General features: G+C 68.7%; 22 protein-coding genes. 10 read left to right on the plus strand and 12 right to left on the minus strand.

Features of this window, described 5'->3' with window-relative positions:
- Positions 1-17: 17 nt before the first annotated feature.
- Together BJY22_RS09075 and BJY22_RS09080 are read left to right on the plus strand one after the other, a co-directional pair.
- On the plus strand, positions 18-1,940 hold the full coding sequence (locus tag BJY22_RS09075; RefSeq protein ID WP_167205237.1) for an acyl-CoA dehydrogenase family protein: 1,923 nt from the start codon (positions 18-20) through the stop codon (positions 1,938-1,940).
- Positions 1,933-2,571, plus strand: a complete 639-nt coding sequence (locus BJY22_RS09080) for a hypothetical protein (protein ID WP_167205239.1) — start codon at positions 1,933-1,935, stop codon at positions 2,569-2,571. The genes BJY22_RS09075 and BJY22_RS09080 overlap by 8 nt, the downstream gene beginning before the upstream one ends.
- 470 nt (positions 2,572-3,041) lie before the next feature.
- On the opposite strand, the gene BJY22_RS09085 is transcribed toward BJY22_RS09080, so the two are convergent.
- Positions 3,042-3,680, minus strand: a complete 639-nt coding sequence (locus tag BJY22_RS09085) for a response regulator (protein ID WP_167205241.1) — start codon at positions 3,678-3,680, stop codon at positions 3,042-3,044.
- Positions 3,668-5,599 (minus strand): histidine kinase, encoded by a 1,932-nt coding sequence (locus BJY22_RS42880; protein WP_167205243.1) that lies wholly within the window; start codon positions 5,597-5,599, stop codon positions 3,668-3,670. The genes BJY22_RS09085 and BJY22_RS42880 overlap by 13 nt, the downstream gene beginning before the upstream one ends.
- Positions 5,600-5,747: 148 nt before the next feature.
- On the opposite strand from BJY22_RS42880, the gene BJY22_RS09095 reads away from it, so the two are divergent.
- Complete coding sequence (locus BJY22_RS09095; protein ID WP_167205245.1) at positions 5,748-6,059, plus strand: hypothetical protein; 312 nt, start codon at positions 5,748-5,750, stop codon at positions 6,057-6,059.
- Positions 6,060-6,100: 41 nt separating this feature from the next.
- On the opposite strand, the gene BJY22_RS09100 is transcribed toward BJY22_RS09095, so the two are convergent.
- Positions 6,101-8,653 (minus strand): bifunctional FO biosynthesis protein CofGH, encoded by a 2,553-nt coding sequence (locus BJY22_RS09100; RefSeq protein WP_167205247.1) that lies wholly within the window; start codon positions 8,651-8,653, stop codon positions 6,101-6,103.
- Positions 8,654-8,744: 91 nt separating this feature from the next.
- Between BJY22_RS09100 and BJY22_RS09105 the strand changes: the two genes are divergently transcribed.
- Positions 8,745-9,299 (plus strand): TetR/AcrR family transcriptional regulator, encoded by a 555-nt coding sequence (locus BJY22_RS09105; protein WP_337758413.1) that lies wholly within the window; start codon positions 8,745-8,747, stop codon positions 9,297-9,299.
- A gap of 70 nt (positions 9,300-9,369) precedes the next feature.
- On the plus strand, positions 9,370-11,418 hold the full coding sequence (locus BJY22_RS09110) for an FtsX-like permease family protein (RefSeq protein ID WP_238350323.1): 2,049 nt from the start codon (positions 9,370-9,372) through the stop codon (positions 11,416-11,418).
- Here BJY22_RS09110 and BJY22_RS09115 read toward each other — a convergent pair.
- The 7 genes from BJY22_RS09115 to BJY22_RS09145 all read right to left on the minus strand — a co-directional run bounded on the left by BJY22_RS09115 (position 11,375) and on the right by BJY22_RS09145 (position 15,806).
- Positions 11,375-11,872 carry a DUF2867 domain-containing protein gene (locus BJY22_RS09115; RefSeq protein ID WP_167205250.1) on the minus strand — a complete coding sequence of 166 codons (498 nt, stop codon included), beginning with the start codon at positions 11,870-11,872 and terminating at the stop codon, positions 11,375-11,377. The genes BJY22_RS09110 and BJY22_RS09115 overlap by 44 nt on opposite strands.
- Positions 11,873-11,898: 26 nt before the next feature.
- The gene (locus tag BJY22_RS09120; protein WP_167205252.1) at positions 11,899-12,492 is read right to left on the minus strand and encodes a TetR/AcrR family transcriptional regulator; all 594 of its coding nucleotides are present in this window, start codon (positions 12,490-12,492) and stop codon (positions 11,899-11,901) included.
- Between the two features lie 48 nt (positions 12,493-12,540).
- Positions 12,541-13,755 (minus strand): MFS transporter, encoded by a 1,215-nt coding sequence (locus tag BJY22_RS42885; RefSeq protein WP_337758414.1) that lies wholly within the window; start codon positions 13,753-13,755, stop codon positions 12,541-12,543.
- A complete protein-coding gene (locus BJY22_RS09130) occupies positions 13,752-14,156 on the minus strand; it encodes a MarR family transcriptional regulator (RefSeq protein ID WP_202891043.1) in 405 nt (134 codons plus the stop codon). The genes BJY22_RS42885 and BJY22_RS09130 overlap by 4 nt, the downstream gene beginning before the upstream one ends.
- Positions 14,157-14,295: 139 nt before the next feature.
- Positions 14,296-14,796 carry a cupredoxin domain-containing protein gene (locus BJY22_RS09135; protein WP_167205256.1) on the minus strand — a complete coding sequence of 167 codons (501 nt, stop codon included), beginning with the start codon at positions 14,794-14,796 and terminating at the stop codon, positions 14,296-14,298.
- Between the two features lie 59 nt (positions 14,797-14,855).
- Positions 14,856-15,212, minus strand: coding sequence for a VOC family protein (locus BJY22_RS09140; protein ID WP_167205258.1), 357 nt, complete (start codon positions 15,210-15,212; stop codon positions 14,856-14,858).
- 51 nt (positions 15,213-15,263) lie between these two features.
- Positions 15,264-15,806 (minus strand): hypothetical protein, encoded by a 543-nt coding sequence (locus BJY22_RS09145; RefSeq protein ID WP_167205260.1) that lies wholly within the window; start codon positions 15,804-15,806, stop codon positions 15,264-15,266.
- Between the two features lie 127 nt (positions 15,807-15,933).
- Between BJY22_RS09145 and BJY22_RS09150 the strand changes: the two genes are divergently transcribed.
- The 4 genes from BJY22_RS09150 to BJY22_RS09165 all read left to right on the plus strand — a co-directional run bounded on the left by BJY22_RS09150 (position 15,934) and on the right by BJY22_RS09165 (position 19,488).
- The gene (locus BJY22_RS09150) at positions 15,934-16,911 is read left to right on the plus strand and encodes a hypothetical protein (RefSeq protein WP_202891044.1); all 978 of its coding nucleotides are present in this window, start codon (positions 15,934-15,936) and stop codon (positions 16,909-16,911) included.
- 95 nt (positions 16,912-17,006) lie between these two features.
- The gene (locus BJY22_RS09155) at positions 17,007-17,630 is read left to right on the plus strand and encodes a TetR family transcriptional regulator (RefSeq protein ID WP_167205262.1); all 624 of its coding nucleotides are present in this window, start codon (positions 17,007-17,009) and stop codon (positions 17,628-17,630) included.
- Positions 17,627-19,192, plus strand: a complete 1,566-nt coding sequence (locus BJY22_RS09160) for an MDR family MFS transporter (RefSeq protein WP_167205263.1) — start codon at positions 17,627-17,629, stop codon at positions 19,190-19,192. Before BJY22_RS09155 ends, BJY22_RS09160 begins: the two co-directional genes overlap by 4 nt.
- Complete coding sequence (locus BJY22_RS09165) at positions 19,189-19,488, plus strand: thiamine-binding protein (protein WP_167205265.1); 300 nt, start codon at positions 19,189-19,191, stop codon at positions 19,486-19,488. The genes BJY22_RS09160 and BJY22_RS09165 overlap by 4 nt, the downstream gene beginning before the upstream one ends.
- On the opposite strand, the gene BJY22_RS09170 is transcribed toward BJY22_RS09165, so the two are convergent.
- Entirely contained in the window at positions 19,477-20,208 is a 732-nt protein-coding gene (locus BJY22_RS09170; RefSeq protein ID WP_167205267.1) for an SDR family oxidoreductase, read from the minus strand. The two genes, BJY22_RS09165 and BJY22_RS09170, sit on opposite strands and share 12 nt — an antisense overlap.
- A 99-nt stretch (positions 20,209-20,307) precedes the next feature.
- Between BJY22_RS09170 and BJY22_RS09175 the strand changes: the two genes are divergently transcribed.
- On the plus strand, positions 20,308-21,153 hold the full coding sequence (locus tag BJY22_RS09175) for a helix-turn-helix transcriptional regulator (protein ID WP_167205269.1): 846 nt from the start codon (positions 20,308-20,310) through the stop codon (positions 21,151-21,153).
- Here BJY22_RS09175 and BJY22_RS09180 read toward each other — a convergent pair.
- Positions 21,129-22,013 carry a bile acid:sodium symporter family protein gene (locus BJY22_RS09180; protein WP_167205271.1) on the minus strand — a complete coding sequence of 295 codons (885 nt, stop codon included), beginning with the start codon at positions 22,011-22,013 and terminating at the stop codon, positions 21,129-21,131. The genes BJY22_RS09175 and BJY22_RS09180 overlap by 25 nt on opposite strands.
- Positions 22,014-22,178: the final 165 nt, after the last annotated feature.

Consider the following 22,178-nt stretch of genomic DNA (forward strand, 5'->3'; position numbering starts at 1 on the left):
CTCGTAAGTTAGAGGACATGAACACATCGGCGATGCGGGACTACTTGGACGGGCCGCACAAGGCGGCGCGGGACGTCGTGCGGGCCGGCCTGGCCGCGCACGCAGACCTGGGGGACCTGGCGGTGCGGCTGCCGCGGGACGAGTATCGGGACAAGGTCCTCGACCTGTTGCTGCAGTCGGCCGCGGACGGCATGCCCGCGCGGGGGTACCCGAAGGAATACGGCGGCGAAGGAGACCTGGGCGGCTTCATCGCGGCCTTCGAGACGCTGGCCTTCGGCGACCTGTCGCTGATGGTCAAGGCCGGGGTGCAGTTCGGGCTGTTCGCCGGCGCGATCCTGCACCTCGGGACCGAGAAGCACCACGAGCGGTACCTGGCGGATGCGGTCAGCGGGCAACTGCTCGGCTGCTTCGCGATGACCGAGACCGGACACGGGTCGAACGTCCAGGCGCTCGGCACGACGGCGACGTACGACGAGGACACGGACGAGTTCGTCGTCCACACGCCGACGCCGGCCGCGCGAAAGGACTACATCGGCAACGCGGCGCGCCACGGGCGGATGGCGGCCGTGTTCGCACAGCTCGTCGTCGGCGGAGAGACGCACGGGGTGCACTGCCTGCTGGTGCCGATCCGAGGCGCTGACGGCGAGGCGCTGCCCGGTGTGACGCTGTCGGACTGCGGTCCCAAGCTCGGGCTGAACGGTGTCGACAACGGGCGGATCGTCTTCGACCAGTTCCGGGTGCCGCGGGACGCCCTGCTGGACCGCTACGCCCAGGTGGATGCTGATGGCAACTACAACAGCCTCATCGAGAATCCGGACCGCCGCTTCTTCACGATGCTCGGCACCTTGGTCCAGGGCCGGGTGTCGGTCGGCGGCGCGGCGATCAACGCGAGCAAGGTGGCGCTCACGATCGCGATCCGGTACGGCGCTCAGCGGCGTCAGTTCGGCGCTCCGGGCAGCGACCAGGAGGCGATCCTGCTCGACTACCGCATGCATCAGCGCAGGCTGCTGCCGCTGCTCGCGCGGACGTACGCACTGCACTTCGCGCAGGCCGAGCTGGTCGACCAGTTCGCGCGGGTGTTCAACGACGACCGGGACGAGCACGACCGGCGGGCCCTGGAGGCGCAGGCAGCCGGGACGAAGGCGCTTGGCACGTGGCATGCGACCGAGACGATCCAGATGTGCCGGGAGGCGTGCGGCGGCGCCGGCTACTTGGCGGAGAACCGGCTGGCGACGCTGAAGGCCGACACCGATGTGTTCACCACGTTCGAGGGCGACAACACGGTCCTGCTGCAGCTGGTGGCGAAGGGGCTGCTGACGGACTACCGCGAGTCGTTCGGCAAGCTCGACCCGCTCGGTACGGCGCGGTTCGTCGCGGCGCAGGCGGTGGAGATCGCGGTCGAGAAGGCGGCGCTGCGGCCGTTGATCGAGCGGCTGCGCGACGCCGTACCGAATCGCGGGGACTCCGCGGATCCGGACGCGGGGCTTCGGGACGACGACTACCACTCGGGGCTGCTGCGGTTCCGGGAGGAGCACATGCTGGCCGGGGTGGCGCGGCGGCTGAAGGCCGGGATCGACGCCGGGGACGATCCGTTCGACGTGTTCAACCGGTGCCAGGACCATGTGATCGCCGCGGGGCGGGCGCACGTCGACCGGGTGGTGCTCGAGGCGTTCGATTCCGCGGTGCGGAACGCGCCGGAGGAGATCCGGCCGCGGCTGCGGGACCTGTACGACCTGCATGCGCTGGCCACGATCGAGGCGGAGCGCGCGTGGTACCTCGAGCACGGGCGGCTCTCACCGGGTCGGTCGAAGGCGATCACCGCGCTGGTCAACGAGCTCTGTGCGGCCGTCCGGACGGCGGCAGTGGAGCTCGTCGACGCGTTCGGAGTACCGGGCTCGTCAGTGGAGGTGCCGATGGTTGTACCGTCGCAGCATGAGTGAGCCGATCGAACCCGCGTCGGCTGCCGAGGCCGCCCGTGAACTCGCCCGGGTGTTGCTGGAGCAGGCAGACGCTCTGGACCTGCACGACCTGCGGGCCACCGGCGCCATCGAGAACGTCCGGGTCCAGGCCCGGGCGCTCGCGGACGCCGTGCACGAACGGGGCTGGGGTGACATCTTCCTCGGGATCGACTCCTACGACCCCGACGAGCTGGACGACCTGCCGCTGGGGCCCGACGACTTCGACGATCCCGCGGACTACCGGGAGATCGTCGAGGGCGGACCGCTGGACGACCTCGACGAGCTCGAGGAGCCGCTGATGCCGGAGAACGGGGTCCGGCTCAGCTACCAGGCGCGGTACGACTACGTGGTGACCGACCCGGAGGCCTTCGTGCGGTACGTGCGGAGTCGCGCCCACGAAGCCCAGAATGAAGCACCGCACGACGAGGTGGTAACCGACATCGAGGACGCTCAGTCGGCGTTCGAGCTGCTCTGCTACCTGGACGGGCTGGGCTCGAAGGAGTACGAGTCGTTCGGTCTGGTCCCCGGCGGCGGCGAGGAGTCGCACAAGATCGTGCAGTTCTCACTGTGGGACCTCGACCCGACCCGGCGCGACGACACCTACCCGTACTGAACCCCCGGCAAAAGAAACTGCCCCGCTGTACTGGTCCCCAGCAGCACCAGTACAGCGAGGCAGCCTTCAGTAAGAAACGCCGACCGTACCGGGCGTTGGTCGCCACCTCACTGGCGACCAACACCCCACCGACACGGCCGGCGTCCTGCTGTTGCCCCGAGAGGGCAAGCGGCCCGAAGGAGGATGGACCCCGGCGCCCCATTCCGCGGCCGGCAGGGGAGGTACAGTCCGGTCGCGGACGGGAGTACAGCGGGAACCACCTGGACCTAGTGCCGGCGACCCGTCCGTCGCCGACAACCAGAACGTTGTCACGCGTCCCGGCGTACCGGGAATCCTCCGGTTCAAACATTTGCATTGCCTTTGAAGTAGGCAACGCTGAGTGAAACTTGCTTCACTTTCTGTATAGATGTTGCCTGCTGCAACAACTGTGACGACCCTGAGACGGTTCGATGCTCAACAGTTCTGGATGGTTACCGACGGAGCTGGGTGAGGACGGCGAGGACCCGGCGATGTGTGTCCGGCGCCTCGTCGATCCGGAGCTTCTGGAAGATGCTGCGCATGTGACTCTCCACCGTGCGTTCGGCGAGCACCAGCCGCGCGGCGATCGCGGCGTTCGACCGGCCTTCCGCGACCAGCGCGAGCACCTCGCGTTCGCGGGCCGACAACGCCGCCAGCGGATCGTTCAGCCGGGTCGGTGTGACGAGTGCCGCGACGATCACCGGGTCGAGCGCGGATCCACCGTCTGCGACTCGCCGCATCGCGTCCAGGAAGTCGGCGACCCGCAGTACTCGATCCTTCAGCAGGTACCCGAACGCGCCGGTGCCGACCAGCTCGACCACGTGCCGCGTCTCGACATGTTGCGACAGCATCAGGATCGGTCGCTCCGGCGACTCGTCCCGCAGGACCTTCGCCGCCCGCGCCCCGTCGTCCGTCATGGTCGGCGGCATCCGTACGTCGACGATCGTCAGCTCCGGATCCACCGCCCGGACCAGAGTGACCAGCTCGTCCGCGTCGGCGGCCGTACCGGCGACCTCGTGGCCGTTCTCGGTCAGCAGCCGGCTCAGGCCTTCGCGGAACAAGGCGGAGTCCTCGCCGATCACGATGCGCACGGAATCTCCGCCCTGATCGAGGTCCCCGCGCCCGGCGCGCTCTCCACCGTGAACTCACCACCCACCGACGCAACCCGATCCCGCAACGACGTCAACCCGAATCCCTCCCGCGCTCCACCCACCCCGTCGTCCCGTACGACCACGCGCAACCGTTCGTCCGCGACGCCGACCTCGATGGCGATGTGCGTGGCGTGGGCATGTTTCAGCGCGTTCGCGATCGCCTCGCCGACGGTGAAGTAGACGGTCGCCGCCACGCCTTCGCCGACCTCCAGATCCGGTACGACGAGATCCACCGGGACCGAACTGTCGGCGACGAGGCGGCGCAGCGCCATCGCCAGGCCGTCGTCGAGGCGGCTCGGCCGGATGCCGTGCGCGAGCCGGCGGAGCTCCGCGACGGTCGCCTCGAGGGTGTCCACCACGTCGTCGATCTCGCCGGATGCCGCAGTGCCTGGCGCCAGCCGATACTGCAGAGACCGCAGCCGCATGCCGATCGCGACGAGTTGCTGCTGAGCTCCGTCGTGCAGATCCCTCTCGAGACGCCGCCGTTCGGCGTTCACCTCCGCCATCAGACGGGAGCGGCTGGCACGGACCTCGGCGAGGGCTTCCCGCAGTTCGAGGCGCAGCCGGCTCACCTCGATCGGCAGCCGGGCTTCCACGGCCGCTTCCCGTGCGCGCCGGATCCGGCGGGCGGATGTCGTACCCAGTGCGAGGGCGCCGACAACGGAATCGCCGGTGTACAAGGGGATTGCGCCCTCGGGAATCTCGAACCGGTCGCCCGGCCGGTGCAGGAGTACGCGTAACGACGGGTCGTCGAGGGCGTCCCGCAGTACGGCCTCGATCTGTTCCGGTTCCGCTGCGCCGTCGCGGACCCGCCGGACGAAGTCCTGGATCCGGGCCAGTGCGACCGCGCGGTCCGGGTCGACCAGGCGGGCCACCGACAGGTGAATCCAGTGGTGCAGCGGGAGGAGCGCGAGAGCGGTGACGAAGGCTGCGGCGGTGATGCCGACGCGCTCGGGAAAGAAGTTGCCGGCCGCAAGAACCACGGCGGCGAAGACGGCTGCGGAGATCAGCGTGGTGACGAGCCAGCTCAGTGTCGTCCCGAGCAGTCGGTCGACGTCGAACAGGTCATGACGGAGGATCGCGACGGCGATCGCCGCGGGGACGAGGACAAGCATCGCGATCAAGAACCCGCTGTACGCGACGTCCGCCGACGCGCCGAGCACGATGCCCAGCCAGCTGGCTGCCAGCAGGATCGGAACGCCGAGCGCGGCACCCGTCAACCAGCGCAGCCGAAGCCGCGTCAGCTGGTCGCCGCGCCGGTAACGAATCACCAGGCTGGATGCGGCAGCGAGCAGAACGGCGAGGAAGACAGCGAACGCGGCGATGTTCAGCACCAGGCGGAGCGGGTCGGGCAGGCGGAACGGCGGATCGCCGAGCCGGCCGTCGGCGAAGTTGGCGAGATCGGTGGCGACGACGACGTTCACCAGGGCGGACGAGAGGGGCACCGCGGCCCCGATCACGCGCCACCGCCGCCCCGGGAGCAGGCCGTCCGGGAACAGCAGCACCAGGGTGACGAAACCGAGGAAAAGCCACGCCCAGACGCCCCCGCCGATCACCGCGGCCAGCCGCGCACCCGGCCATGGATCGCCGGTGCCGTGCGTCGAACCCCAGTCCTCCACGGTGAAGACGAGAGCCGGCATGGTCGCGGTCAGCGCCAGCGCCGGACCGATCGGACTCGCCGGCACCCGGACCGTGACGAGCCAGCCGAGGAGTAGCGAAGGCAGCAGCAGTCCCGTCGTGATCGGCCAGTCCGCCGGATCGCCGATCGACGTGGGCCCGTAGGCGAGCACTGCTCGCACGACGCCGGCCGCGACGAACAGGACCGTCGCGGTGGCAACCAACCTCCAGGCCCGGAGCACAACCTCATGATGAGCGTACGGAGCCGTTTTGGCACCAGTGCCAGCACTTAGGTGCCAGCGGCGATCCGAATCCGGCGGCAGCACCGATGCGTGAACAGGGGTGCGAGCAGGACCTTGAGGGAGTCAGAACCTCCAGGAGGAGATTTCCATGGTCGCCATCGTCACTGTCCTGTTCGCCTTCGCGCTCGGCTTCTTCCTGCGGAACCGGATCTCCGCGTACGTCGCGTACGTCGCGATCTACGGGTACGCCTTCACGTTCCAGACCCTGTATCTGCTGCGTGACTGGGTCGGCGGCGATCACAGCGCGTTCGCCGCCGACCCGGAGACGATTCCGTTCGACTACCTCGCCGTCACCGCCGGCATCTACCTGATCGGCCTCGTCCTGGTCGCACTCGGCCACCGCCTGGGCACCAAGCGCCGCACCCGCGCTCGGGCGGTCGACCTCGATGTGGCCAAGTAGTGGCCCGGCGCTCCACACGATGTGGAGCGCCGGGCAAGTATTCAGGCGAGTTCGAGCTCCGTGGCCGGGTGGGCGGGGACGTCGCCGTACGTCGTGGTGCGCTGCCGGGCAGGGCGGCCGGCGGCGGTCGCCATCGCGGTGAGCTCGGCGATCGACTTGCGGCTGCCGTGCTTGGAGCCGGCCATCCGGCTGATGGTCTCCTCCATCAGGGTGCCGCCGATGTCGTTGACGCCCCCGTTCAGTACGGCGACGCACCCGTCGACACCGAGCTTCACCCACGAGCACTGGATGTTGTCGATCCGGCCGTGGAGCATGATCCGCGCCATCGCGTGCACGGCCCGGTTCTCGTCGTACGTCGGACCGGGCCGGGCGACGCCGGCGAGATAGATCGGCGAGTTCTGGTGGATGAACGGCAGCAGCACGAACTCCGTGAATCCGCCGGTCTCGTCCTGGACCGCGGCGATCGTGCGCAGGTGCTGGACCCAGTGGTGCGGCGCGTCCACGTGGCCGTACATCATCGTCGAGCTGGACGGCAGGCCGACGCGGTGCGCCGTACTGATCACCTCGATCCAGCTTGCCGTCGGCAACTTGCCCTTGGTGAGGATCCAGCGGACGTCGTCGTCGAGGATCTCGGCCGCGGTGCCGGGGATACTGTCCAGCCCGGCCTCCTTCACCGAGATCAGGAACTCCTCGATCGACAGGCCGGTGCGCACCGACCCGTTCACGATCTCCATCGGGGAATACGCGTGCACGTGCATTTCCGGAACGCGTTCCTTCACCGCGCGGACCAGGTCCGCGTACGCCGTTCCGGGCAGGTCGGGGTGGATGCCGCCCTGCATGCAGACCTCGGTGGCGCCGATCACCCAGGCCTCTTCGGCGCGCTGACCGACCTCGTCCATCGACAGCGAGTAGGCGTCGGCGTCGGTACGGCGCTGGGCGAACGCGCAGAAGCGGCAGCCGGTGTAGCAGACGTTGGTGAAGTTGATGTTCCGGTTCACCACGTAGGTCACATCGTCCCCGACCGTTGCCTTGCGCAAGTTGTCGGCGATCCGCGCGAGCTCGTCCAGGGCCGGACCGGTGGCGGTCATCAAGGTCAGCGCCTGGGCGTCGGACAGGCCGGCCGGGCCCCGCTCGGCGGCCGCCAGGGCTGCCTTCACGTCGGCGGCGATCCGCTCAGGGGCGGACGACTGCGCGTTGGCTTCGGCTTCGCGGCGCGCCGCCACATCCTCACGCAGCACGTCCCAGTCGCCGTACGCCGCGTCGAAGTCGGAGCGGGTCTCGGTACGGCGTCCCTCGGTGTCGATCGTGGTGTGCAGATCGGTCCGCCCGACGCTGTCCCAGCCGCCGTCGGGTTCCTGCCACGGCAGGCCGGCCGGCAGCGCGCTCTCGTTCGCGAGACCGGTCGCCGGGTCGAGGAGTGCCTCGACGTGCGAGATCAGCCGCGGGTCGAGCCACGGCTCCCGCAGGTACTCCGGATGCGCCGTGAGCCGTTCGCGCAGGACGAATCCCGCGTCGGCGGTCAGCTTGGCGAGGTCGTCGATCTGCGGCCAGGGGCGCTCGGGGTTCACGTGGTCCGGGGTGAGCGGCGAGACCCCGCCGAAGTCGTCCACGCCCGCGTCGAGCAGTGCGCGGCACTCGGCGAGGTCGACCAGGTTGGGCGGTGCCTGCACGCGGACCCGCGGTCCGAGCACGATCCGCGTCACCGCGATCGCGGCCAGCCACTCGTCCAGCGGAACGTCGGCGTCGTTGCGCATCGCCGTGTCCGGCTTCACCCGGAAACCCTGGATGATGACTTCCTGGATGCCGTTGTACTGCCGCGCGATTTTCCGCAGCGCGAAGATCGAGTCGGAACGTTCCGACAGCGTTTCCCCGATTCCGATCAGCAGCCCGGTGGTGAACGGCACGTTCGAGCGCCCGGCGTCCTCGAGCACCCGCAGCCGGACCGCCGGATCCTTGTCCGGCGACCCGAAGTGCGGCTGCCCCTTCTCCTCGAACAGCCGCCGCGACGTGGTCTCGAGCATCATGCCCATGCTCGGCGCGACCGGCTTCAGCCGCTGCAGGTCCTGCCACGACATCACGCCCGGGTTGAGGTGCGGCAGCAACCCGGTCTCCTCGAGCACCCGGATCGCCATCGCCCGCACGTAGTCGAGCGTGCTGTCGTACCCGGCCTCCTCCAGCCACGTCCGTGCCGCGTCCCAGCGTTCCTCGGGCGCGTCGCCCAGCGTGAACAGCGCCTCCTTGCAGCCCAGTGCCGCGCCCTGCCGCGCGATCCCCAGCACCTCGTCGGGCGACAGGTACGGCGCGTGCACCCGGCCGGGAGTGGTGGCGAACGTGCAGTAGTGACACCGGTCCCGGCACAGCCGCGTCAGCGGGATGAAGACCTTCTTGGAGTACGTGACGACCCCCGGCCGGCCGGCGTCGGCCAGCCCTTGGTCACGGACCCTCGCCGCCGTCGCCATCAGGGCGGTCAGCGCGTCGCCGCTCGCGCCGAGCAGCACCTCCGCCTCGGCCGGGTCGAGGGTCTTTCCGTCGTCCGCGCGCTTCAGCGCCCGGCGCATCGCAGTACTCAGAGCTGCTGGATTCGATGAGGCCACGAAATCCGAGCCTAAGACGCGGAAAACGGTTGATCCCGCGATTCCGGGCACCAAAATCAATCCGTACAGACGTCCTGATAGTTTGCTGTTCGTGCAGGTCAGGCGGGGTGTCGACGGGCGCCGGGCGCGCGGTGAGCAGCGTCGCAGCGAGCTGCTGGCGGCCACCCTGACCGTGATCGAACGCGACGGAGTCGCAGGTGTGAGCCATCGTGCGGTCGCCGCCGAGGCCGACGTCTCGGTCGCCTCGATCACCTACCACTTCCCGACGCTGGACGACCTGCTCGTCGCGGCCCTCCGATCGGCCGCCGAGGATCTCGCCGTCGAGCTGCACGGCCGCGGCAGCGAGCTCGGCGCGCGCCCGGCCGACGAACTGGCGCGGTTGATCGAGCACAGCGCCGTACGGCGTCGCGGCCGCACGCTCGCGCTCTACGAGCTCTATCTGTACGCCGCGCGCCGGCCGGACCTACGCGAGGCGGCCGGTGCGTGGCTTGAGCCGCTGACCGAGATCGCACGGGCGCTCACCGCGGATCCGCAGAAGGCGCGCCTGCTGGTCGCGGCGCTCGACGGCCTGCTGATCCAGGCACTGATCGGCGCCCGCGAAGTGGACGGGAGGGACCTCGCCGCGCTGCTGGAAGTGCTGAGGTAGCGCGCGAGCTACCTGCGGTCGGGTCCCGAGGCCACAGTGCGGCCACGCCGCACGAGGTTGGCTGGGCTGCATGCTGAGGTTGTCGGTCGGGGCGTTGCGGACCAGGTGGCAGCTGTTCGCCGGGGCTGTGGTGGCGGTTGCGCTCGGGGTCGGGCTGGTGCAGTCCGGGTTGCAGATGTTGTCCGCGACCGACAGGCCTGTGCTGCCCGCCGGCCTGTCGGCGTTCGAGCGGGCGAAGGTGCGGGAGGGGTACGTCGGTGCTGCGACGCTGCTCGGAATGTCGGTGATGCTGGCCGTTTTCCTGAGCGTTTTCATCGTCAGTACGACGTTCGGGTTCATCACTGTGCAGCGGCGACGGGAGTTCGGGCTGCTCAGGCTGGTGGGGGCGCAGCGGGGCTATCTGTGTCTGATGGTGATGACCGAGGCCGGTCTGCTCGGGATGGTCGGCAGTCTGGCGGGGCTGCCGCTGGGCGTGCTGGCGACCTGGGCCCAGTCCTGGTTGCTCGTCGAGTTGGGGATGTTGCCGGAGTGGTTCGCGGCGCCGTGGGACCAGGGCGCTGTGTGGGCGGCGATGGTGATCGGGGTGTGTACGGCGTTGTTCGGCGTACTGGCCGCGGCGTGGCGGGCGTCGCGGATCGGCGCGCTCGAGGCGGTCGTCGAGGGGCAGGCCGCGCGGCGTGTGATGACGGGGTGGCGGTGGTTCTGGGGATTGTCGGCGGCGTTCTGCACGGTGGTGCTGGTGATCGCGGCGCAGGCGGCGCGGGACCTGGTGGCCGGGTTGATGATCGGGCTGGTCGTGATGATCAGCGGGTCGGTGGCGTTGAGCCAGCTGAGCCCGGTTGTCGTTCCGCTGGCCGCGCGGATCCCGGCGGTCGTTGTCCGTGGCAACTTGATCGCCGATCTAGCACGGGCCGGCGTGCTGCATGCGGTCCGGCGGAGCGCGGCGACCGCGGCCCCGTTGATCGTGCTCGTCGGGCTGGTCGTCGGGCTGTGGGGCACCTTCGGGTCGCTGGCGAAGGCGGTCGGCGTGGAGCAGGAACGGCTGATCACGGCGGACGTCGTGGTCGATCACGCGGTCCGGCCGGGGCTCGGTGTGGTGGCGGCGTCGGTGCAGACTGCCGTACCGATCGCCGTCACACGTTTTCGGAAAACGGTGTACTCGGAGGCCGTCGGGATCGATCCGGTGGCGTACCAGCAGACGCACAGGTTGCGGCCGCGGAAAGGTTCGCTGGATCGGCTGACCGGGCGGACGATCGCGATCGGTCCCGGGATGGCGGCGGAGGGGTATCGGCTCGGCTCAACACTCAATGTTGCTCTCGGCAACAGACGGGTCGCCGTGAAAGTCGTTGCGATCATGCCGGAAACGCTTGATGTCAGCGAGAACTTCTTCATTCCGCGGAGCCTGCTGCCGGCCGGTGGGCGGACGGAGACGCTGGTGAAGCTGGCACCCGGCGTGACGCTCGAGGACCGATCGGCGGAGGGCCGGGCGGGTGAAGGACGGGTGGGCGAGGGACGGGTGGGCGAGGGACGGGCGGGCGAGGGACGGGCGGGCGAGGGACGGGCGGGTGAGGGACGGGCGGGTGAGGGACGGGCGGGTGAGGGTCGGGCGGGTGAAGGACAGGCCGGCGAGGGGCTCGCCGGCGAAGGGCGGGTGGGTGAGGGGCCGGCGGGTTGGGGGACGGGTGAGTGGCGGACGGTGGAGGAGTGGGCGGGTGCGCGTGGCGAGGCGCAGCAGCGCAGCAACTCCGGCCTCTTCGCCGCGCTGATGGGGCTGGCAGGCATCTTCACTGCGGTCGCGGTCGTCAACGCGGTGGTGATGTCGACGGCCGATCGGCGGCAAGAGTTCACGGTGTCGCGACTCGCCGGGCTGACCCGGACGCAGGTCGTCACGGTCGCCCTGGTGGAGTCCGCGACTGTTGTCGTGGTCGGCGTACTGCTGGGATCGCTCGTCGCCGCGGCCGCACTCGCCGGGATCGCGGCAGGGCCCTACGGCCTTGCTGCGTTGGCGATTCCGTGGCGCCTGCTCGGGTTGATCTTCGCGGGCGCGCTCGTCGTGGTCGGCGCGGCCGCCACGCTCACGTCTTGTCGCGCCACGTCTCGCCGGCTCGGCACATACTGAGCAGGACGAGGTGATGGAACGGCCGGATCAGGTTGTAGTAGACCCGTCCGGCAGGCCGCAGGTACTCCACGAGCGTCACCACCTTGAACGTCGCCGGCCGCTCGTTGTCGGTGATGATCGCGAGATAGCCGATGAGATGGTTGTCGGAGACCTTCAGCAGCAGGTAGTGGTCCTCCTCGCCGCGCATGACGGTGAAGAACGAGTTCTTCTCGCCGGGCGTGAAGCTCACCGTCTCGGGGCGCAGCCGTCGCGAGTCCGGTACGCCGGCGGTCTCCAGGCGCAGTACTGCGGCCAACGCCATCCGCACCGCGAACAGCCCCTTGATCCACAACGGACTGTTGCCCAGCGCGCCCGCGGTGAACTCTCGCAGCGTGACGTCCCCACGCGCCGTCTTCACGTCGATCTCGTCGACGACCGGCACCAGGTCGTCGAGTTCGTGCAGGGTGATCGGCATTCGTACTCCTCCAGTCGAAGGCGGACCTAGTCGATGAGGCGGAGAACGAGGTCGTAGATCTCCCGCACGTCCCGCTTGTCGATCGGCGGCAGCACCTGCTCCGCGCCGATCAGGATCAGATAGAGCAGCTGCGCGAACCGGTCCGGATCCACGCCCGCATCCAGCCCACGACACAGCTTCTTCAGGTACTCCGTCCGAGCCGTGTCCACCCGCTCCTGAGCGGCCCGCACCTCCGGATCCTGCAAAGCCCAGGCGCGCACCGCGATCTCCAGCCGCGCACTGTCCGGATCCGCCAGCACAAGCCCCAGCAAATGCCGCAACTTCCCATCCGCCGCGCGTCCGACACCGTTTTCTGCCGCGCGTCCGACACCGATTTCCGCCCCGCGCCTGCCAGCGCTTTCCGCCGTGCCTTCCACGGTGTCGATCAGCCGGGTCGTGTTCCGCGCCTCGAAGTACTCCAGCAGCGCCCGTTTGTAGCCGGCGGCGCTTCCGAAGTGGTGGTAGTACGAGCCCTTCGTGACCCCGAGGGCGCCGGTCAACCGCTCGATGGTGACCGCCGGGGCGCCTTCGGTCTCCAGCAGACGGAGTCCCGCAGCCAGCCACTCGATCCGCGTCACCATGCCCGGACCATACCATACCGTTTGGTATGGAGTCTGAGCTTTGCTGGGTCAGGCGTCGGCGGCTGTGATGGCTTCGGCTTCGGCGGGGGTGTGCGTGGTCGGGACGCGCAGATGGGAGAGGGGCTTCCAGCCGGTGGCCAGGGCGGCGACTGCGAGGAGTACGGCGACGGCGCCAACGTAGAACGGGAGTTGGATGTTGACGTCCTCGCCGAGTTTGCCGGCCAGCCACGGGGCGACGGCGCCGCCGGAGAAGCGGACGAAGGAGTACGCCGCGGACGCCGTACCGCGCTCGACCGGAGCGGCGCCCATCACGGCCTCGGTGATCAGCGTGTTGTTGATACCGAGGAAGAGGCCGGCCACGACCACGCCGACCGCGAGCACCTGCTTGTGGTGTGCGTACACGCCCATCACGGCCAGGTCCGCCGCGAACAGCAGCAGGACGCTCATCGCCACCGGCAGCGTGCCGAACCGGCGCTGCAGCCGCGGCGCCACGAACACCGACGTGAACGCCAGGCAGATGCCCCAGCCGAAGAAGATCAGCCCGATCTGCCGCGCCGACATCGCCAGCGGGAACGGCGTGAACGCCAGCAGCGTGAAGAACCCGAGGTTGTACAGCAATGCGGTGACCGCCACGGTTGCCAGCGACCGGTGCCGCAGCGCCTTCAGCGGCTCGAGGATCGACGTACGGCGAGCTTCGGGCGGCGATGCGGGCAACAGGAACGCGGTTGCGGCGAGCGCGATCGTCATCAGTACGGCGACACCGAAGAACGGGCCGCGCCAGGAGATCGTGCCCAGCTCGCCACCGACGAGCGGACCGGCCGCGATACCGACACCCAGCGCGGCTTCGTACAGGATGATCGCTTCGGCGACCGAGCCGGAGGCCGAGTTCACGATCGTGGCGAGCGCGGTCGCGATGAACAGCGCGTTGCCCAGACCCCAGCCGGCCCGGAACGCGACGATCGCGCCGATGCTGTTCGACAGGCCGGCGAGTGCGCTGAACACGACGATGATCGCCAGGCCGATGAGCAGCGTGCGTTTGGCGCCGATGCGGCTGGAGACCGCGCCGGTGATCAGCATCGCCACCCCGATGACCGCCATGTAGCTGGTGAACAGCAGCGAGACCTGCGAAGGGCTCGCGTGCAACTGCTCGGCGATCGGCTTGAGGATCGGATCCACCAGACCGATGCCCATGAACGCGATCACGCAGGCGAACGCGACCGCCCAGACGGACTTGGGCTGCTTGAGGAACGACGACGTACTCACCGGCCCGTGGCCTCCAGAGGTTCGAGGGTGAGGAGTTTGTGGATGACCGTGACGGCGGCCTCGAGGGTGGCGAGGTCCGTCGCGGGAAGCTGAGCCAGGTAGGCCGAGAGCGCCTCGCCGGCCTGGCGGCGGGCGCTGCGCAGCTCGGCGAGACCTGCGTCGGTGAGGCTGATCAGACTGGCGCGCGAGTCGGCGGGGTCCTGAGTGCGCAGCACCCACCCCTGTTCCTCGAGTCGCTGCACCAGGTTGGACATGGTCGGCTGCGAACACCGGTCGGCCTTGGCCAGCTCGCTGATCCGGGCCTGCCCGAGCTCGTCCAGCCGCCCCAGCACCCGCATCGCGGCGTGCGGCAGCGTGTTCACGTTCCGGGTGGCCAGCCGCGACAGACGCGTCGACGCCACCACCATGTGCTCACCGAAGCTCCGTCAGGTCCCGATCGATCACACCCACAAATATACATAGGAAAGCTATGCATCTCTCCGGGCGTGAACAGGATCACGGCCCACACCGAGCCAGCGGTGGGGGCCGTGAGGGCTGAGGTCAGCAGCCGTAGGAGGTCAATCGGATGTACCAGACGGGATCCCAGCTGGGACGGGCGCGGCCGCCGGGGTTACGGCAGCCGATCTGAACGCCGTTCTGGTCGAGGGTCCTGACGGCCGCCGTGCCGGTCTGCGCGTTGGTCAGGTCCCCGCTGCCATGCCAGTAGCTCAGTCGGTAGGTCCCGTAGCTGAAGAACTTGAACACGAAGCCGCCGGTGCCCCAGGGGACGCCGGCGCAGGCATAGCCTGGTTCGCAGGGAACGAGCGACCCGCCCGGGTACCACTTGCGGGACGCGGCGGCAGGGCTGGTGGTGGGCTCGGGCAGCGCGATCGCCGGCGCCACCGAGGGGCCACTCGGGACCCGGAGGTAGTAGGCGACCCTGTCCGGGGTTCTGGATGGCTCGACCGGCGATGCGTTCGCGCTGATCAGGGTGGTTGTCACGGTGCCGAGGCTCAGCAGCAGTGCGGTGGCCGCGACAACCGTTCGTCGTACCAGGCTCATGAATCCCCCTTCGTACGGTTGATGGAGCCAGCCTGGTCGCAGCCGCTTTCAGAACGCTTTCAGTCGCCTTCCTCCAGGCAGAATTCGTTGCCCTCGGGGTCGGTCAGGACGATCCAGCTGCCAGGGGTGGCGGTGCGGCGGTCGTCGAGGACCCGGGCGCCGAGGGATCGGAGGCGTTCGAGTTCTTCGGACTGGGAGCCGTCGTGGGGGACCAGGTCCAGGTGGAGGCGGTTCTTGATGGTTTTGGGTTCGGGGACCTGGACGAAGACCAGGTTGACGTCGCCTTCGATCGCCCAGAACGGGTTGCCGGGCATGTCGTGGAAGGTGGCGGGCCGGCGGGTGACCTGGCTCCAGAAGTCGGCCTGGGCCCGGGAATCGGTGCAGTCGAAGGTGATGTTCAGGATCGCACTACGCAAGGCGCCTCCTCGGCAGGGTTTTCTCGAGCCTGGCCTGAACGGCGAGGTTGATCAACTGATTACCGGGGCGCCGGAGGGCGTGCGGAAGGCGGCGAGTGGGATCGGGCCGCGGTGCAGGATGTGCGGGATGTCGGCCCAGGGGTAGAGCGGTTCGGTGGCGTCGAGATTGCGGAGCCGGTGCAGCGCTCGCTCGGAAGGCGTGGCGAGAGCGGCCGCCGTCTCGGGGGTGTACGGAACGAAGTCCTCGGGCGGTTGCGGGCGCAGCTCCGGGTCGTGGCGTTTGAGCAGGATGCACGTCGTCGCGGGGTCGAGGAGCTCCGCGTCGACGGTCCAGTAGTGGAGGTTGACCGGGCCGATGCGCCCGGACTGATGCAGGGCCTCGAAGATCGGCGCCGGATGCACGGGGGAGAGGAACACGACGTCGGCCCAGCAGCAGTCGAGTGGGTAGACCGGGTTGCGCAGGGTCTCCGGGCGGGCGGCGTACTTCGCGACCTCACGCTCGTACACGTCGGGATAGCGCACGCGCAGTTGGTTGAGCGGGAGGATGGCGTCGCCGCGGATGTCACCGGCGGCCTTGTAGAGAAGAGTCGTCATACAAATGAGCCTCCGCGCACGGGAACCGTGCCGGAGGCTGTCCCCACATTCTACCGGACCTCCGGCAACTTCGGCGCGGTTTCGCGCATCGAGTGGACAGGAACACCCCCTTGAGGAGGCGGCACAGATGAGTCGTTCGTTCTTTGCAGGCTGTGCCGTCGTCGGGATCGCGGTGGCAGGTCTGCCACTCCCTGCGCTGGCGACCGGCGAAGCGGCATCGGCGAGTACTGCGGTATCGGCGGGTGCTGCGGTCTCGGCAGGTACTGCGGCGTGTGCGGTGACGCTCGGCTCGGTCACTGCGGGCGGTGACGTGGAGCGGACGACGGTCGTCGCGACGTCGCCGCCGACCGTCCAGCATGCGGGGGATCCCGATCAGGGCGTCTTCCCAGCCGGCCAGGTTCGGCTCGGTGGATCGATCGTGATCAACCCGGACCTGCCCGAGCCGTACAGCGCGTCGGTCTACGGCGGTCAGGTGCTGGGCGGTTCGATGTACAACACCAGCTACAACCTCGACGCCGGCGGGAACGTCGACCCGGCCACGGTCCGCCGTACGCTCGTCGGCGGCGGCTGGGCGAGCTTCACGGCCTTCGACACGACGCGGTTCTATCCCGCTACGCCGACCGGCGGTGAGTACCACCATCAGTACGCGCTGCGTTCCGACGGCGTGCTGTTCCGCTGGGAGGACGGCAAGAACACCTCGTGGGCGAACAAGCAGTCCGCGGCCGGCTTTGCGGCCGTCAAGTCGATGACGCTGATCAGCCAGACCAAGACGTACGAGACCTTCCTCGCCAACACCCGCGGTGGCGCGCTCTACACCATCCGCCTGCCGCTCAGCTCACCGCTGAAGCCCGTCGTGAAACTGGTACGTCGCTCCACCTGGCAGAACTTCGACTCGCTCGTCGCACGGCGGTGCGGGCAGTACGGCGTCGTACTGCTGGGCATCGACAAGGACACCGGCCAGGGCTACCTGTACGCCGTGGGGCACGCCAACGGAACGTCGACGGTCATCAAGGGCCTGGGGAAGGTGCAGTCCACCTTCACCGATCCGGTGTACTTCCGGGCCTCGGCGATCCCGGGTTCCGAGCCGCAACCGTTCGGAGAGTAGTCATATAAACCCCGTCAGTGATCTTCTCTGCAGGACTGCAAGTTTGCAGGGTTAATAGTTTGCAGTAGGTGCAAGTTTCTGCCTAGCCTGGTGAGGTGGGGGCGGAGACGGGGTTGCGCGAGCGCAAGAAGCAGCAGACGCGGGCGGCATTGGCCGAGGCGGCGCTGCGGCTGGCGCTGGAGAAGGGGCCGGAGCACGTCACGGTCGAGGAGATCGCCGAGGCAGCCGACGTGTCGGTGCGGACCTTCTTCAACTACTTCCCGCACAAGGAGCACGCGATCCTCGGGCGCAACCCCGAGCACCTCGAGCGCGCGCTGGAGCGGATGCGCACCGCTCCGCCCGACGAGTCGCCGCTGACCACGATGTGGTTCATCGTGCGCGACGTACTGCGCGACCTGGAGAGCGACGGCGAGCTGTCGCGCCGGGGCGAGCTGATCATGAGCTCACCGAGCCTGCTGTACCAACTGATGCTGTCGAGCATCGACGACGAACGGCAACTGACCGCCGCGCTCACCGAGCGGATGGGCGTGCCCGCCGGCTCCACGCTGCCGGCGCTGGTCGTCAGCACCGCCGGGGCCGCCTGCCGGGTGGCGATGGAGCTGCACAAGGGCGCTCCCGGCCGTCCCGTGCACGAGCTGCTCGACGAAGCGTTCCACCTGCTTGCCCAAGGCATCGATACTGCCTTCGGGCCGGACTACCAGAAGAAAGGTCACTCATGACGACGACCTCGTCACCCACTCCGGATTCCGTGGGTGAGGTCACCACTCTGCTGACACCACGGCAGACCATCCAGGCCATGTCCGGCCTGATGATGGGCATGTTCGTGGCGATCCTGGCCGGCACCGTGGTGTCGACCGCGCTGCCGCGGATCATTCACGATCTGGGGGCGAGCCAGTCCTCCTACACCTGGGTCGTCACGCTCGAGCTGCTCACGATGACGGCGACCGTGCCGCTGTGGGGCAAGCTCGCCGACCTCTACAACAACAAGCTGCTGGTCCAGCTGTCGCTGGGCTTCTTCGTGATCGGCTCGCTGGTGGCCGGCTTCGCCCCGAACATCGAGGTGCTGCTCGGCAGCCGGGTCCTGCAGGGTCTCGGCGCCGGCGGTCTGACCGCGCTGGTGCAGATCGTGATGGCGGCGATCATCCCGCCGCGTGAGCTCGGCCGGTACTCCGGTGTCTTCGGCGCGATCTTCGCGTCGGCGACCGTCGGCGGACCGCTGCTCGGCGGCTTCCTGGTCGACTCGCCGCTCGGCTGGCGGGCCTGCTTCCTGGTCGGCGTGCCGTTCGTGCTCGCGGCGATCGTGCTGCTGCAGCGCACGCTGAAGCTGCCGACCGTACGGCGGGACGTGAAGATCGACTGGTGGGGCGCGTTCCTGATCATGGGCGGCGTCAGCACGCTGCTGGTCTGGTCCTCGTTCGCGGGCAACAAGTTCGAGTGGGTCTCCGGCTGGAGCTTCGGGCTCGTCGCGGTGGCGCTGGGGGCGCTGGCGGCCGCGGTGCTGGTCGAGCGCCGGCACCCGGAGCCGATCATCCCGATGGACCTGTTCCGCAACCGCACGGTGACGCTGGCCATCATCGCGAGCGCGCTGGTCGGTGTCGCGATGTTCGGCGGCTCGGTGTTCCTGGCGCAGTACTTCCAGATCGCGCAGGGCTACTCGCCGACCAAGGCCGGCCTGATGAGCCTGCCGATGATCCTCGGCATGATGGTCGCGTCCACGGTCGCCGGTGGGCTGATCACGAAGTACGGCCGCTGGAAGATCTACCTGGTCGTCGGCAGCATCCTGCTCCCGATCGGGCTGGCGCTGTTCGGCACGATCGACGCGCACACGTCGAAGTACCTGCTGTGGGGCTTCATGATCGTGCTCGGCGTCGGCATCGGCCTCGTCATGCAGAACCTGGTGCTCGCCGCGCAGAACGACGTACCGGCGCGCGAGCTCGGGGCCGCGACGTCCGCGGTGAGCTTCTTCCGGAGCATGGGCGGCACGATCGGCGTCAGCGTGCTCGGCGCGATCCTGGCGAACCAGGTCGCCGAGACGCTGAACCCGGGCGGCGCCTCGTCGGGCGGCGGTAACGCCGTACCGAACATCGCGGAGCTGCCGCCGGAGATCCGGACGATCGTCGAGAACGCGTACGGCGCTGCGACAGCGGACCTGTTCATGATGTCGGTCCCGTTCGCGGTCCTCGCCCTGGTCGCCGTTGTCTTCATCAAGGAGAAGGCGCTGCTCACCACGACCGGCGCCGAGCGCCGCGCCGCCGAGGAGCCTGACATCCTGGACGCATGATCGTCGCATTCAGCATCAGCCCGTCGGCCGGTGACGAGACCGGAGGTGTGAGCGAGGCGGTGGTCGAGGCCGTCCGCGTCGTCCGCGCCTCCGGTCTTCCCAACGAGACCAACGCAATGTTCACCAACATCGAAGGTGAGTGGGACGAGGTGATGGCGGTGGTGAAGCAGGCCGTCGAGGTGGTGGCCGCTGTGTCGCCTCGGGTGAGTTTGGTGTTGAAGGCGGACATCCGGCCCGGGTACACCGGTCAGCTCACCGCGAAGGTCGAGCGGATCGAGCAGGCGTTAGCGGACTGAGTTGAGGACGCCGATCACCTGGTCGTAGCGGCTCTCCTTCTCCGCGTTGCGGAGGAACTTGACCCGGTCGACCAGGATCTCCTCGGCGTCCGGGTTGTCCTGGAGCAGCTGGATCGTCTCGTGGACGTACTCGGCGAGCGGCATGGCGTGCTCGTCGTTCTCCTGGTCGAGGAGGGCGGTCTGTACGGCGGGCGGGACCAGCTCGATCACCTGGAGATCGAGCTGGTGGCGGAGGCTCTGGGTGTAGCTGTGCACGGCGGCCTTCGTGGCGCTGTACGTCGGGGTCATCACCAGCGGTACGAAGGCGAGACCTGACGACACCGTCATGATCACTCCGTCCGCTTGCTTCAGCAGGTGCGGGGTGAAGGCCGAGACCGTGCGGATCGTGCCCAGCAGGTTGATGTCGATGATCTGCTCGACCGTCGACAGGTCCGGGTCCTGGAGGTTCTCCGGGTACATGACGCCGGCCATCGTGACGAGGACGTTGAGGTCCGGGTACTGCGTGGTGACGGTCTCGTACGCCGCCGTGATCGAGGCGGGGTCCGCGACGTCGAGCGGGATGCCCTCGATGCCGTCCTCGGTGACGATCCTGTCGAGCAGGTCCTTGCGGCGGCCGCTGATGATCACGGTGTTGCCGAGGTCGCGGAACCGCCGGGCGAGTGCGAGGCCGATACCCGACGTACCACCGGTCATGAAGATCGTGTTGCCTGTGCTTTTCATGTCTCCAGGCTGTGACTGGATGCTCTCGGCAACCAGGCTGCGCTCAGCCACTGCTCGGGAAGCAGTGGCTAACCGGCCTGCACCGTGGACACTGGAGGCATGGAGTACGCCGACCTGTCCGACTTCCTGCGCAAACGCCGCGAGGCCCTGCAACCCGAGGACGTCGGCATGCCGCGCGGGCGACGTCGCCGTACCCCGGGACTGCGACGCGAGGAAGTCGCCGCGCTGGCGTCGATGTCGGCCGACTACTACAGCCGGCTCGAGGGCGGCCGCGGCCCGCAGCCGTCGGTCGACATGCTCGGGTCGATCGCCCGGGCGCTGCGGTTGACGCTCGAGGAGCGCGACCACCTGTTCCTGCTCGCCGGTCACGGTACGCCGCCGCGCACGACGCGGGCGTGTCACGTCGACCCCGGCATGCTGCGGATCCTGGACCGGCTGCACGACACACCCGCGATGCTGATCAACCGGTGCGGCGAGGTGCTCGCGCAGACGCCGGCGCACGTCGCATTCGCCGGCGAGCTGACCAACTTCGAAGGCATGGAGCGGAGCGAGGTCTACCGCTGGTTCGCCCACCCGGAATCCAGGGCGCTCTACGCCGAGCCCGAACTCAGCACTCACAGCCGGTTGCAGGTCTCGATGCTGCGAACCGTCGCCACCATCGACGGCCCGAAGTCGTACGCCGCCTCGATCGTGCGGGCACTGCAGAAGCTGAGCCCGGAGTTCACCGCGATCTGGGACGCGCACGAGGTCGTGGCTGCGCACAGCCGGACCAAACGGTTCCGCCATCCGGTTGTCGGCGAGCTGGAGCTGTACTGCGAGCTGATCGACAACCGCGACCAGCAGCAGACCCTGATCGTCTTCACCGCCACGCCGGGAAGCGAGAGCGCGGAGAAGCTGGAGTTGCTGGCGGTGCTGGGTAGTCAGACACTCGATCCGGCGCGCTGATCCGCCGTACGACGGCTGAGGTAGAAGGCGAACACGGCGGTGGGGAAGAACATCACGATGCCGTAGACCGCGACCGGGATCGACATCTCGCTGTTGCCGAGCAGTGCCGGGCTGAGGGCGATCGTGAGGGCGAGTGTGGCGTTGTGGATGCCGATCTCCATCGAGCAGGCGATCGCCTGCCGCTCACCCAAGCGAGCCAGCTTCGGTACGACGTACCCGAAGAAGAGGCTGAGCACGTTCAGGAGTACGGCGACCGCGCCGACGGCGGCGATGTAGTCGAGGACGTTCGCACGCTCGGTGTAGATAGCGGCGAAGATCACCAGGGCAAGGACGACGATGGAGCCGAGCTTCACCGGGCGCGTCATCCGCTCCGCGAACCCGGGCCGCCGGCTCCGCACCAACATCCCGACGGCCACCGGAACCAGCACGATCGCGAACACCTGCAGCATCTTCAGTGGCTGCAGGCCGATCTGGCCGTCGCCGAGAAAGTGGGCCAGGGACAGGTTGACCACAATCGGCAGGGTGACCACGGCGAGGACCGAGTTCACCGCGGTCAGCGAGACGTTGAGCGCGACGTCGCCGCCGGCCAGGTGACTGAACAGGTTCGCGGTGGTGCCGCCGGGGGAGGCGGCCAGCAGCATCATGCCGGCGGCGTGCGCGGGCTCCAGGTCGAACAACTTCACGAGCCCGAAGCAGACCACCGGCAGCAGGATCACCTGGGTCCCGAGCGCGACCAGGACGGCCTTGGGCATCCGTAGCACCCGGCTGAAGTCGGCGACGGTGAGGGTCAGGCCGAGGCCGAACATGATGATCGCGAGCGCGACCGGCAGCAGGACGGAGGTGAGCACGGAGTCGTTCATCGGCCGCTCCTTCACAGGTCGGTGGCTCAGGGTGGCAGCGGCGCGGGTCGGCGGCAAGATCTGGGGCCTGGTTGCGACGTTCCTGTCTTCGGTCAGCGAGTGGTACAGCTGGTAAAACCTGACCGTCGTCCAATTCACCTGCAACGGAGGTGCCGCGCAGTCATT

Source organism: Kribbella shirazensis, assembly GCF_011761605.1.
In the GTDB taxonomy this organism is placed as follows: Bacteria; Actinomycetota; Actinomycetes; order Propionibacteriales; family Kribbellaceae; genus Kribbella; species Kribbella shirazensis.